The sequence below is a fragment of the bacterium SCSIO 12696 genome (genome assembly GCA_024397955.1).
GTDB lineage: Bacteria > Pseudomonadota > Gammaproteobacteria > Pseudomonadales > Porticoccaceae > SCSIO-12696.
This window is the reverse complement of the sequence record CP073744.1, coordinates 1,221,710-1,233,481: the sequence shown is the minus strand read 5'-3', so window position 1 is coordinate 1,233,481 and position 11,772 is coordinate 1,221,710. Positions and strand designations below refer to the sequence as shown.

Here is an 11,772-nt window from a genome sequence, read left to right as displayed (position 1 = left end):
GGGAAACCCAACCAATGTTTGGGCCCGCTCAAGGTGGCGTATTAACAGAGCCTTGAAACAAATACAAAATGAGAACAGTAGGAGTGGTAAAGTGAAAAAATTGCGTTCCCTTTCTGATATTTATCAGTACTTTCTGGACCTTCAAGAGCCGATTTACTTCGTTTCTGGCACACCCTTTAATGTGCTTGGTCTGGGTCAGCAAGTGCCGTCGCTGCGCTATATCAGCTACTTCGACTGCTTTGATGGCCACCACTACCGGGTGTTCTCTCCGAACAGCAATGACAACCCGGAATTCACTTGCATGGAAGATGTGGTGAACTACTTGCTGGAGAACAAAGAAGTAGAGGGCTTTGTGGATCGCACTGGCAACGGCTTGATGCTGACGGTGATGTTCGATGAAGAAACCGAGAAGCTGGCTAAAGCATTGGGCCTGAAAATTGCCCTGCCGCCCGCTGAGTTGCGTACCCACATCGACTCCAAGATTGTTACCACCAAGCTGGGTGAAGAGGCCAATGTGCCCAGTGTGCCCAACACCATGGGTACCGCCGACACCTATGAAGAGCTGAATGCTCTGTCCGAGAGTGCCGGTATTGGCACCGACTTGGTTGTGCAAACGCCCTACGGTGACTCTGGTCGTACCACCTTCTTTATCAAGAGTGAGGAAGACTGGGACAAGTACAGTGAAGACATCATTGGCGAGCAGCTGAAGGTGATGAAGCGTATCGACAACATCTCCGGTACGGTGGAAGGTGTTGCCACTCGCAACGGCACCTTGGTAGGTCCGATCATGATGGAAGTGGTGGGTCACAGCAAACTGACCCCCTACAAAGGCGGTTGGAGCGGTAACGAAAACGACCCCAATTTCTTTGAGCAAGAGCGCCGTGATGAAATTATCAGCATGGTGCAGCGCCTGGGTGATCGCCTCTATAAAGAAGGCTACCGCGGTACCTTCTGCATGGACTTCCTGATTGACACTGCCACGGGCGAAGCCTACCTGGGTGAGATCAACCCACGTATCTCCGGTGCTTCCCCAATGACCAACTTGGTGACCCAGAAGTACGGTGGTGTGCCCATGTTGTTCTTCCACCTGCTGGAATACCTGGATGTAGACTGGGAGCTGGATTTGAGCACGATTCAGTCCCGTTGGATGGACTACGGTTGCTGGAGTACTCTGGTGATCAAAAACACCGACGACAACGTTGAGATCATTACCCAGGCTCCTTCCAGTGGTATTTGGCGCTACGACGAAGGCGATATTACCTTCCTACGTCGCTCTTGGGACTGGAGTAATGTGTCCAGTTATAAGCAGGGTTTCTACCTGCGAGTGTTAGGTGCCGGTGAGTACGTATATAAAGGTGCTGACTTGGGTATTCTGCTGCTGCGCGGCCGTGCCCAGAATGACGATGGTAGCCTGACCAGCCGCGTTAAAGGTTGGATCGCCGCTATCCGCGATCAATACCAGACCACACCGCCGGCAGGGGACGCGCAAATTCCTGAGCCGAAGCAAAAAGGCTTGTTGTATAAAATCAACTAAGCCATAGAACACCAAAAACGCCCCGCCTTGCAGCGGGGCGTTTTTGTATCAGGATTGATTTTCATCTCCGAGCTTGGTTCTATCAAATAATTTATGGATCGTCTTAGAGTATTAAAAACAGGATTGTTTTCTATCGTGCTAATCGGAATCGCGTTCATAGCGATTCCTTTTCTAGGGTCGTTAAAACCCAGTCAAAAAGCTTATGCCGATCGACTCAGAGTTGATGTGTCACACCTTAATGAAGGGGAGGTTTGGATTTCTGAACTTCCAACTTTAGGTGAGTTTTCCAGCGGTTATGAATTCAAGCTGCTTTTTTTTAAGGGTGTGGGTGACGAACTTCAAGTATGGCGGGTACTTGTGAAGGATGGGATGGTCTTTATGCCAGATATACATTGGTGGCGCCCTGGATACCTGTGTAAAAATTTTGGAATATTTGCTAGTGAGCCAGAGGTCCTGACTTGCTTAGATAAGGAAGTTCCAGAGTGGTGGCAAAAGCATTGGAGATGGAATGTCAGTGGAAAAAATATCGAGCAAATGGTTGATGATATGGAGCCCGCTAGAGGTGGGGTCGAAGGAAAATATTTTGTATATGGAAAAGATTAGCCAGTAGTTAAGTGCTAGCTAAACCTGATCCTCTACATTCACCTTGGGCTCCGTTGGCGTCACCTGAATTTGCCCGTCCTGGAAGTGCAAAAACGATTGATTCATTTCCTGGTTCGGCCACAGCAGCGATACACTGCCTTTCAGCGGTTCGTAGCAAGCGGTGTAGATAGTCCCCCATCCCTTGGCGTCTTTGTTGCTGCGGTACAGCGGTGGTGCCAGAAACAGTTGTTTTAAATGCTCTAGAGATTGATGCTGGTCGTTTACCCGGCTTTGCAAAAACCGATCCCTTACCCGGCTGTCTGACAGAATTTCCAGGGCGGTTTCTGTGCCACTGTTGGGTTGGTGGTTGGTCGTCGTGGGCATTTGAGTAAATTCGGCCGCCTGGTCGGGGCCGATAAATACCGTGCGGTGATCGCCGTGGGCGTCCATCAGAACGATGTTGTAAGCCATGGCAACCGGTATCCGCTGCAATACTGCGCAGGCCTCTGCTACAGTCCGGCAAAACTCCAGGATATAACGCAATACCAGGGTAACGGCAAAGCCGTCGCCCACCTGCAGCTTGCCGCCAAAGCTCAATGAGGCGGTAAGGCCGTGCTCGTTGATACCATCCAATACTCCCCACAAGCAGTCGGTCATGGCGATAACGCGAGTGCCGTTCCAATTGCTATTCAGCAACATGGCGTCCCACAGTTTCAGCGGGAAGTCGTAATTGCGAACCAGTGCGCTGCCCTGAGGCCGTTGCCATACGGCCTGGGAACAACCGGCTACGAACGCCGGAGAGTTGTATAGGGAAAGGAACTGTGGGAGCAGGTGAGCGTCGTTGAGATGGGGGGTCAGGCGATGAATCATGTGCTCGTAGCTGGGGATCAACTCGGGCATATGAGTTGCCAGCTGTTCCCGGCAAACTTCCGCACTGGGACGCTCCCGGTTGTCAACGCCACTGGTGTACCAGTTGGCGTAAGCGGGCCAACGAGCTGCTACCTCAGCGGGCAGATTAACGCCGCCGGGATCGTCGGTAATGGCTGAAAAGATAAAGTCTTTATCAAAACCCATAGAGTTGCCTTTTCGATGCCTCTAACTGCATTGGGGGCCCCAATGCAGCCACCCAAAGGGTCATGTGCTGAGGCGACAAATGACTCTATCCAGATGATTGTGCTAATGCAATTCCGAGACATTATAGGCCTATAAGCAATGGCTATAAGTTGGTTTTTGTTCATCGGATATTCCCTGCGACACACCAATATAAAAATGTTGGCCCAGGTTTTGCTGTTCAGAGAAGGTCAGAGTGTAGATAAAACCTGCACTAAAAGCCCGAAACCAGCTTGGTGTTAAATCGCAGCGGTTGCCTGTAGCCGCTCGCTGATGGAGTAAAAAGATGAATACGACCCAATTGGTACCATTGCCAACTACTGGAAAAACGACTTCGACGCCCTCAGCTACTGTAAGCGGCGATGCCGTGGCCGCTAGTGATCAAAGCTCGTTTTCCGCCCATCTGAAACAGGTGGGCCAAGGCCATGACGGACAGCCCTTGAACCCAGAGCGTGGACTGCAAAGCCCCGAATATCAAGGTGCTGAGGGGCAGAGTGGGGCGATTAACCAGGAACTGCTACCTGATTTTGCGGCAGGGGATGGGGCCCGTCACGTCCTTGAAGGGTTGGTTTCTGGTTTAACGGATGTAGACAGTGCAACAGACAGGGGTTTGGGAGCCAATGATGTAGCGGCTTTGCAGCAGTTGAGCGAGCAATTGTCTTCCGGTGAAGAGGTTGTGCTTTCTGCTGCTAGCAACCTGCCTCAGGCTACGGCGTTATCTTCGGTGATCGGCGTGCAATCATTGGCTCCTTTGCCAGGCACAGTTTTGCCGCTCGGCGGCGAGAGTTTGCCGTCGCTTAATGCCAATGCGCTTGGCCAGGCTTCAATCGTATCGTCGCTGCCCTTGGCGGCTCAGCCAGTGAGTGGAGTCAACACTCCTCAAACCGCTGAGCTACAAACAGTATTGACTCAACAGTTACCGCCTGCGGTGAATGCGGATGGCAATCTGTTAGCTGCACGCCATGTTGAGGGGGCGGGTAATGTCGAGGGCTTGGTTGATAGTTTGCGAGCGTCTGCGCTGCCAGGTAGTTCTGATATTGGTGGCGCTACCAGCGCTGGCCAAAGTGGTTTGGCGACTTTTACGGTGTCGGCTTCTGGTGCCTCAGCGGCTTCTTTAACTGGGGACAGCAATACCGGCCGCCCGGTTGTTTCCATTAATACGCCGATCAACCAACCCGGTTGGGCTCAAGAGGTAGGCAGCCGCCTACAAATACTGGCTGAGCGTGGCAATCAGCGAGCAGAGATACGCCTTAATCCACCGGAGCTGGGTGCCGTTGAAGTGAAAGTAATGAACGAAGGTGATCGTACTAACGTCACCTTCTTCGCTCAGAATGCAGCTACTCGTGATGCCCTTGAGGCGGCATTGCCGAGGTTGCGGGAGATGTTTGGTGAAAATGGCCTCCAGCTTGCGGATGCCAATGTGTCCCAACAGCAAACCATGGCTGGTGAGCGAGAAGCTGACCAGCGCAATGGTGGTAGCGAATTTTCCACAACTGATACGGCACCAGAAGAAGTTGTGGGGCCAGCGGTTGTACGAGCGGTGAATGGTTTAGTGGATACCTATATTTGACGTTATCCCATTCATTTTTATTGATCCGGTACCCTATAACGTATCCGAGGTATTCTGCACCAGTAATACTGGAAATACCTCGCACCATATGATTTGCTATGCCCACAAAAATTTGAGGGTATAGATTATGTTGTTTCCACTGTTCAGGGCACTGTTGTTGTCACTGCCTATCGCCTTGCCGGTATCGGCAGGAGCACCGGCACCATCTGGCTCAACACCATCGGATAAACCTGCCCACGGCCCCTACAATATGGGTAACGTGGGTATTGTGCGTTATGAGGATGTGTTTCACCCGGTTGTTGGCCGTCGCGGCATGGTATCCAGCCAGAATGCCGAGGCCACTCAGGTTGGCCTGGATATTCTCAAGGCTGGTGGCAATGCCATCGATGCATCGGTCGCCGTTGGCTTTGCGCTGGCGGTGACTTTGCCCCGGGCGGGCAACCTGGGTGGCGGTGGCTTTATGGTGCTGCACTCCACCGACAAGGGTGAATCCGCGGCCCTGGATTATCGGGAAATGGCACCTACGGGCGTGACCGCCAAACACTTCCTCAATGCTGATGGCAGTAAAAGAGAGGACGCCGCAAAACTCTGGCATGCCATGGGTGTGCCGGGTACTGTGGCCGGTATGCACGCCGCTTTGGAGCGCTACGGTAGTGGCAAACTGAGCTGGAAGCAGCTGCTGGCCCCCGCCATTGAACTGGCGGAGAATGGCTTTCCGGTGAACTACGATCTGGCGCAACTGCTGTCGGTAAAAAAAGGCTGGCTGGTGGAAAATGACGCTACCGCCAAAGCCTATTTCAAAAAGGGCGGTGTGCCCTACGAGCCCGGTGAGATTCTGGTGCAAAAAGACCTGGCCTGGTCGCTCAAACAAATCGCCAAGCACGGCCCTGATGCTTTCTATAAAGGCGCCATCGCCAAGAAGATAGTTGCCGATATGGAACGCAACGGTGGCCATATCGATACGCAGGATCTGGCGGATTACCAAGCCAAATGGCGCAAACCAGTGACCGGCAGCTATCGCGGTTACGACATTGTCGCGATGCCGCCACCCAGCTCTGGCGGTGTCGCCATCGTTGAAGCGCTGAATATTATGGAGAACTTTCCACTGTCCGATTGGGGTATTTCCGCTCAATCCATTCACGTGATGGTCGAGGCCATGAAGCGCACCTTTGCCGACCGTGGCCTTCATATGGCGGACCCGGCGTTCCACGATGTGCCGGTGACCTGGCTGACGGATAAAGAGCGCGCCAATAAGCTCGCCAAAGGCATTGATATGGACAAGGCCACGCCGTCCTCTGAGCTCAAAGGCGACAAGCTGCCAACGGAAAGCCCAGATACCACCCACTATTCCATTGTCGATGCCCAGGGCAATGCGGTGTCCAACACTTATACCTTGGCCAACTCCTACGGCACTGGCCATACCATTGCCGGCACTGGGATTTTGATGAATAACCAGATATCTACGTTTTCTGTGCGTGCCGGTATCCCAGGTGCGGAAGGGTTTTCCGCCAGCCATGCCAACCGCCTGGAAACCCACAAACGCCCGGTGAGTTCACAATCACCCACTCTTGTTCTGAAAGACGGCAAACCTTTTATGATGGTGGGCAGCCCCGGCGGCAGCCGTATTATCAATTCGGTGATCCAGATGATCGTCAACGTGGTAGATCACGATATGAATATTGCCGAAGCCACCTATGAGCGCCGTGTTCACCACCAGTGGATTCCCGATAAGCTAGAGGTGGAACCCGGTTTTAACCGCGACACCATGCAGCTGCTGTTGGACAAAGGCCATAATGTTGAAATGACCCGCACTATGGGCAGCACCCAATCCATTATGGTGAAAGATGGTTACTTCCTGGGGGCCTCTGATTCCCGTCGTCCTAATGCTTTAACTCTGGGGCTCGATTGAGTCTCTGTATCAATGGCTAAACTGGTAATCAGGTCTCAGGACAACACCTGCTAGCCATGTACTATACCGCTGTCGAATTTCTGTCGGCAGCGGTTTTCTTCCCCGGCAAACCCACCGTCAAAACTTCGACAGTTCGCATTCTATAAGCCCCAACCTATTGAAATAAAAAATAAAAACGGGCTGGCATAACATTTGCTCTAAAGCAGAAATAAAACAGAAACGCTGAAAAATGCGTGAGCGCGATTGCAGCAACCACTGTGGATCGTGTCGTAGACAGCCTTACTCTTAGCAAAATAAATCCAAAAGGAGCTCTTTAAATGGCTGATGCAAACCCCGATTTGGATCTGGGTGGCGCCCCTCAGGGGGACCAGGAACAACAAAAAGGTGGCAATCTCAAACTGATCATCATTGTGGCTGTGGCTGCGCTGGCTTTGGGGGCCGGTGCTGCGTGGTTTATGGTGCCGAAACCGGAAGTATCGGAAGCGGGTGATGCAGCGGAAACAGAGCAAGTGGCAGATGCTGAAAGCACTGCTGGTGAATCTGCAGAACCTGCACCAGAGCCCATTTACTACGACTTGGGCCAAGATTTTGTCTCCAACCTGAAAGAAGGTGGGCTGATGCGAATGAAGGCATCGGTGATGTCCTACGATCAGGCGGTGATCGATAAAGTCACCTATAACAAAGCAGCCATTGTTCACGAAATTCTGTCTTTACTGCGAGCCCAAACCCAGGCCAATCTGAGTACCACCGACGGCCAGGAAGCACTGCGCACTGCGATTAAAGACAAGATTCAAAGCATTATTCGCCGCAGTGACGGTGACCCCGGTGTTGAGGAAGTTTATATCACCGACTTTATTTTGCAGTAACCGAACACGGGGGTATCAACTCCCAAAACCAGCCGGGGAAAAACATGAACGACCAAGTGGACGGCAATCCAGATGTACTCGCCCAGGAAGGCAACGAGGCAGATAAAAAGCCAAAGGATACGCCTGCGTCAACGGATGCCGAGCCTACCCAGCAGGCATCCGAAACCGCTGAAGATCAAGCACAGGCTTATCAACCAGAGGATGTTTCCAATTTATCCTCTGAACCGGCCAGTGCCGTTGGCGGTGATGTCAATTTAGACGCCATTCTTGATATTCCCGTTAAAGTCACCGTAGAAATTGGCCGTACCCAAGTGCCAGTGCGCGACCTGATGCAGTACAACCCTGGCTCTGTGGTGGAGCTGGAGCGCCTGGTGGGTGAACCTTTGGATGTGCTCATTAACGGCACTTTGGTTGCACGTGGCGAAATCGTCGTGGTCAACGATAAATTCGGTGTGCGGCTCACCGAGGTGGTTTCTTCCGCCAGCCGATTTAATTCGATGAAATAGCCATGTTCCATTGCAAAAGTGTGATGGCCAGGGCGGTGTTGTGGAGTGTCCTGCTGCTGGGCGCCTTTCCGGTATTTGCTCAGATCGTTGATTCCGGCGAGCTGCTTATAGAGCAAACGGATACTGGCCAACTGGTGAATAAAACCACTGCCGCCAAGCCAGAGCGCCCCCGAGTACCAAGCGCCGATACCACCCCCAATGGCAGCTATGTGCTGCAGTTGATACTTAGCTTGCTGGTTGTACTGGCGGCCTTTGCGATTCTTGCCTGGCTGGTAAAACGCTTTAATCGTTTGCCCGGGCGCGTGGGCAGTCATATGCAGGTGTTGTCGGCCATGAGTCTCGGTGCTCGTGACCGTGCCGTTCTGGTACAGGTAGGCACTACCCAAATGTTGTTGGGCGTGTCGCCAGGCCGGGTAGCGACGCTGCATGTGTTCGATGAGCCGGTGGTGGATGTGGAGGAGGGCGGTCAGTCCGGGGTTAATTTCGGGGCCATACTCAGTCAGCTGGGCAAAGGGAAGCAGTCGTGAACAGCATCACCTACCAGCGATTTATTCGGGGCTTGCTGGCGTTGGTTGTGTTGATGCTGCCACTGTTTGCCTCTGCTGACCAGGGCTTGGAACTGCTGACCATTAAGCCGGATGGCCAGGGGGGCGAAACCTACAGCACGCCCATTCAGATTTTGCTGATTATGACGGTACTCAGCCTGTTGCCCACAGCGCTGATTACCATGACCTCCTTTACCCGCATTATTGTGGTGTTGTCCATTTTGCGTCAGGCGCTGGGTACCACCACGACGCCTTCCAACCAAATACTGGTTGGCCTTGCGCTGTTTACCAGCATTTTTATTATGTCGCCGGTATTTGAACGGGCTTACGACGCAGGGCTCAAGCCCTACATGGAAGACCAAATGACCTTTACCGAAGCGGCACAAGCAGCCAGCGTGCCGTTGCGGGAATTTATGCTCAATCAAACCCGGGAAAGTGACCTTTCCATGTTTGCGGATATGGCCGGCTATGAAAATCTGCAAAAACCGGAAGACGCGCCTTTCAGTGTTCTGCTGCCAGCGTTTGTCACCAGCGAACTGAAAACCGCTTTTCAGATCGGCTTTATGATTTTTATTCCCTTCTTGATCATCGATCTGGTGGTAGCCAGCGTATTGATGTCCATGGGTATGATGATGTTGTCGCCGATCCTGATTTCCCTGCCGTTCAAGATTATGTTGTTTGTGCTGGTGGATGGCTGGTCGTTGATTATTGGCACCCTGGCGTCGAGCTTTTACATATAGCTGTATGAAGCGGAGAGGTAAATAAATGACTCCAGAATCAGTAATGGATATTGCCCGTAGCGCGCTTTACCTGACCGTAATGATTTCAGCGCCACTGTTGTTATCCGCACTGGGTATCGGCTTATTAATTGGTATCTTGCAGGCGGCCACTCAAATTCAGGAAATGACCCTGAGCTTTATTCCCAAACTGATTGCCCTGGCGGTAGCACTGGCACTTGCTGGCCCGTGGATGTTGGAGGCCTGGGTGTCTTTCACAGAAAACCTGTTTATGGATATCCCCGGGCTGATCGGGTGAGGTGACAGGGTTTTTTTATGGAACTCACCAGCGCCCAAATATTTACCTGGATCGGCGGCCTGTTCTGGCCATTTATTCGTTTGGGGGCCATGCTGCTGGCGAGTCCGGTGTTGGGTGCGCGCATGATTCCGGTGCGTATTCGAATTGTACTGGCGCTGGTGATGGCGTGGCTGATCGCGCCTTTGTTGCCTCCCGTGCCCGCGGTTGATCCACTTTCCCCTGCTGGAATTTTAATTACTGCGCAGCAAGTGCTCATCGGTGTTTCCATGGGCTTTGTGTTGCAAATGGTGTTCGGTGCCGTGGTCATGGCAGGGCAAAACATTGCCATGAGCATGGGGCTTGGCTTCGCGTCGGCGCTGGATCCGCAAAACGGCGTTCAGGTGCCTGTACTCAGTCAGTTTTATATGGTGATCACAACACTGGTGTTTTTGGCTCTGGACGGTCAGTTAGTGATTATCGAAACTCTGGTACAGAGTTTTTATTTACTGCCGGTAGGGAGTGCTGCCCTGTCCTCTGACTTTATCTGGCAGGTAGTGTCTTGGGGCAGCTTTATGTTTGTGGGCAGCGTGCTGATGGCGGTGCCAGTGATGGTATCGCTGCTGCTGGTAAACCTTGCGTTTGGTGTAATGACACGGGCATCACCGCAACTGAATATCTTTGCCGTGGGCTTTCCAGTGACCTTATTGGCTGGGTTTGTGCTGTTGTTATTCAGCCTTCCGGCGTTATTGCCGCAGCTGGTGAGTTTGTTTGCCGATGCGTTTGCCAATTTGCAGGATATGTTGGCGATGGAGGCTGCGCGTGGGCCGTAGAGCGTTTGTCATCCGCAACATTTTTCCTGTCATCCTGAGCGCAGCGAAGGATCCCGTGCTTGAGCAAATGAAGAGATCCTTCGCTGCGCTCAGGATGACAAACCCTAAAGGGGTTTGTCATGTCTGAACACGAGAGCGGTCAGGAAAAAACCGAACAGCCCACTCCCAAGCGCCTGCGAGAGGCGCGCAAGAAGGGGCAGGTGGCCCGCTCCCGTGAGCTCAATACCATGTTGTCATTGCTGGCCGGTGCCATTGGCATGCTGTTTCTTGGTGGCACCATGTTCAGCAAACTGGCGCTACTGGTCAGTGAAAGCCTGACGCTGCAGCCTAAACAGATTCGTGAACCGGCGATGATGGTGGCCACCTTTGCCGACAGTTTTATGACCGCTCTGTGGTTAATGACGCCGCTGATGGTGTTGCTAATTGCCGCTGCATTTGCCGGACCCCTGTTTGTCGGAGGCTTTGCCTTCAGTATGAAAGCAGTGGCGTTCAAACTGGAAAAGATAAACCCACTGAAAGGTTTGAAGCGGATGTTTTCTGTGAAAAGCCTGGTGGAGCTTATAAAGGCCGTCGCCAAATTTTTGGTGGTGGCGGGGGTCTCTACACTGTTGCTGTGGAGCATGTTGGATAACCTGTTGGCGCTGGGAGTGGAAGAGCTTAAAAACTCGCTGGCGCACGCCGCCAAACTCTGTGGCTGGGCATTTGTTGCCATCAGTGCCGCACTGATATTAATCGCCGCTATCGATGTGCCTTTCCAACTGTTTCAGCACAACAAACAGCTGAAAATGACCAAGCAGGAAGTCAAGGACGAACTCAAAGAAAGTGAAGGCCGTCCGGAAGTAAAAGGCCGTGTGCGGCAGTTGCAGCGGGAAATGTCGCAACGGCGCATGATGGAAGAAGTGCCCAAAGCCGATGTGGTTATTACCAACCCCACGCACTTTGCAGTGGCGTTGAAGTACGATGATGATGCCGGTGGTGCCCCGGTTGTGATTGCCAAGGGTTGTGATCATCTGGCTGCTCGCATTCGCCAGGTAGCGCAACAAAACAATATCACCCTGTTTTCCGCGCCGCCGTTGGCGCGGGCTCTGTATGCCACCACAGAACTCAATCAGGAAATTCCCGCCGACCTGTATCTGGCTGTGGCCCAGGTGTTGGCTTATGTCTATCAGCTCAACAATAACCTCGACGGTAATATTCCCGACAGACCCACTGACCTTCCGGTGCCTGATGGGGAATGGAACAGATAGTCGCTGCTGTTTAAAAGCGACTTGGCCCAGTAATTGCTAAAACCCACTGAAGAGCGCAA

12 protein-coding genes are annotated in these 11,772 nt (G+C 52.6%); 11 read left to right on the top strand and 1 reads right to left on the bottom strand.

What is annotated here, in order from left to right; translation table 11 throughout:
* Window positions 1-91 precede the first annotated feature (91 nt).
* Window positions 92-1,534 carry a biotin carboxylase gene (locus KFE80_05655; protein ID UTW46365.1) on the top strand — a complete coding sequence of 481 codons (1,443 nt, stop codon included), beginning with the start codon at window positions 92-94 and terminating at the stop codon, window positions 1,532-1,534.
* Window positions 1,535-1,627: 93 nt separating this feature from the next.
* On the top strand, window positions 1,628-2,137 hold the full coding sequence (locus KFE80_05650; protein UTW46364.1) for a hypothetical protein: 510 nt from the start codon (window positions 1,628-1,630) through the stop codon (window positions 2,135-2,137).
* An 18-nt stretch (window positions 2,138-2,155) separates the two neighbouring features.
* Here the strand turns inward: KFE80_05650 and KFE80_05645 are convergent, their stop codons facing one another.
* Window positions 2,156-3,190 carry a hypothetical protein gene (locus tag KFE80_05645; GenBank protein UTW46363.1) on the bottom strand — a complete coding sequence of 345 codons (1,035 nt, stop codon included), beginning with the start codon at window positions 3,188-3,190 and terminating at the stop codon, window positions 2,156-2,158.
* Between the two features lie 322 nt (window positions 3,191-3,512).
* Here KFE80_05645 and KFE80_05640 point away from each other — a divergent pair, with 322 nt between their 5' ends.
* From KFE80_05640 to flhB, 9 genes are all read left to right on the top strand, one after another.
* Window positions 3,513-4,796: a flagellar hook-length control protein FliK gene (locus KFE80_05640; protein UTW46362.1), complete on the top strand. Its 1,284-nt coding sequence runs from the start codon at window positions 3,513-3,515 to the stop codon at window positions 4,794-4,796.
* A gap of 127 nt (window positions 4,797-4,923) precedes the next feature.
* Window positions 4,924-6,705 carry a gamma-glutamyltransferase gene (gene ggt / locus KFE80_05635; protein UTW46361.1) on the top strand — a complete coding sequence of 594 codons (1,782 nt, stop codon included), beginning with the start codon at window positions 4,924-4,926 and terminating at the stop codon, window positions 6,703-6,705.
* A gap of 317 nt (window positions 6,706-7,022) precedes the next feature.
* The gene (locus tag KFE80_05630) at window positions 7,023-7,571 is read left to right on the top strand and encodes a flagellar basal body-associated FliL family protein (protein ID UTW46360.1); all 549 of its coding nucleotides are present in this window, start codon (window positions 7,023-7,025) and stop codon (window positions 7,569-7,571) included.
* 44 nt (window positions 7,572-7,615) lie between these two features.
* The gene (gene fliN / locus KFE80_05625; GenBank protein ID UTW46359.1) at window positions 7,616-8,077 is read left to right on the top strand and encodes a flagellar motor switch protein FliN; all 462 of its coding nucleotides are present in this window, start codon (window positions 7,616-7,618) and stop codon (window positions 8,075-8,077) included.
* Between the two features lie 2 nt (window positions 8,078-8,079).
* Window positions 8,080-8,604 carry a flagellar biosynthetic protein FliO gene (gene fliO, locus KFE80_05620; GenBank protein ID UTW46358.1) on the top strand — a complete coding sequence of 175 codons (525 nt, stop codon included), beginning with the start codon at window positions 8,080-8,082 and terminating at the stop codon, window positions 8,602-8,604.
* A gap of 23 nt (window positions 8,605-8,627) precedes the next feature.
* Window positions 8,628-9,362 (top strand): flagellar type III secretion system pore protein FliP, encoded by a 735-nt coding sequence (gene fliP / locus KFE80_05615; protein ID UTW46645.1) that lies wholly within the window; start codon window positions 8,628-8,630, stop codon window positions 9,360-9,362.
* Between the two features lie 25 nt (window positions 9,363-9,387).
* Window positions 9,388-9,657, top strand: a complete 270-nt coding sequence (gene fliQ, locus KFE80_05610) for a flagellar biosynthesis protein FliQ (GenBank protein UTW46357.1) — start codon at window positions 9,388-9,390, stop codon at window positions 9,655-9,657.
* Window positions 9,658-9,674: 17 nt separating this feature from the next.
* Entirely contained in the window at window positions 9,675-10,466 is a 792-nt protein-coding gene (fliR, locus tag KFE80_05605; GenBank protein ID UTW46356.1) for a flagellar biosynthetic protein FliR, read from the top strand.
* Between the two features lie 119 nt (window positions 10,467-10,585).
* A complete protein-coding gene (gene flhB, locus KFE80_05600) occupies window positions 10,586-11,713 on the top strand; it encodes a flagellar type III secretion system protein FlhB (GenBank protein ID UTW46355.1) in 1,128 nt (375 codons plus the stop codon).
* Window positions 11,714-11,772 lie beyond the last annotated feature (59 nt).

What these genes read in the sequence shown, in the direction of transcription:
- KFE80_05650 (UTW46364.1), top strand. Translation starts at nt 1,628, where the DNA reads ATGGATCGTCTTAGAGTATTAAAAACAGGATTGTTTTCTATCGTGCTA.
- flhB (UTW46355.1), top strand. Translation starts at nt 10,586, where the DNA reads ATGTCTGAACACGAGAGCGGTCAGGAAAAAACCGAACAGCCCACTCCC.
- fliN (UTW46359.1), top strand. Translation starts at nt 7,616, where the DNA reads ATGAACGACCAAGTGGACGGCAATCCAGATGTACTCGCCCAGGAAGGC.
- fliO (UTW46358.1), top strand. Translation starts at nt 8,080, where the DNA reads ATGTTCCATTGCAAAAGTGTGATGGCCAGGGCGGTGTTGTGGAGTGTC.
- KFE80_05645 (UTW46363.1), bottom strand. Translation starts at nt 3,190, where the DNA reads ATGGGTTTTGATAAAGACTTTATCTTTTCAGCCATTACCGACGATCCC.
- KFE80_05640 (UTW46362.1), top strand. Translation starts at nt 3,513, where the DNA reads ATGAATACGACCCAATTGGTACCATTGCCAACTACTGGAAAAACGACT.
- fliR (UTW46356.1), top strand. Translation starts at nt 9,675, where the DNA reads ATGGAACTCACCAGCGCCCAAATATTTACCTGGATCGGCGGCCTGTTC.
- KFE80_05630 (UTW46360.1), top strand. Translation starts at nt 7,023, where the DNA reads ATGGCTGATGCAAACCCCGATTTGGATCTGGGTGGCGCCCCTCAGGGG.
- ggt (UTW46361.1), top strand. Translation starts at nt 4,924, where the DNA reads ATGTTGTTTCCACTGTTCAGGGCACTGTTGTTGTCACTGCCTATCGCC.
- fliQ (UTW46357.1), top strand. Translation starts at nt 9,388, where the DNA reads ATGACTCCAGAATCAGTAATGGATATTGCCCGTAGCGCGCTTTACCTG.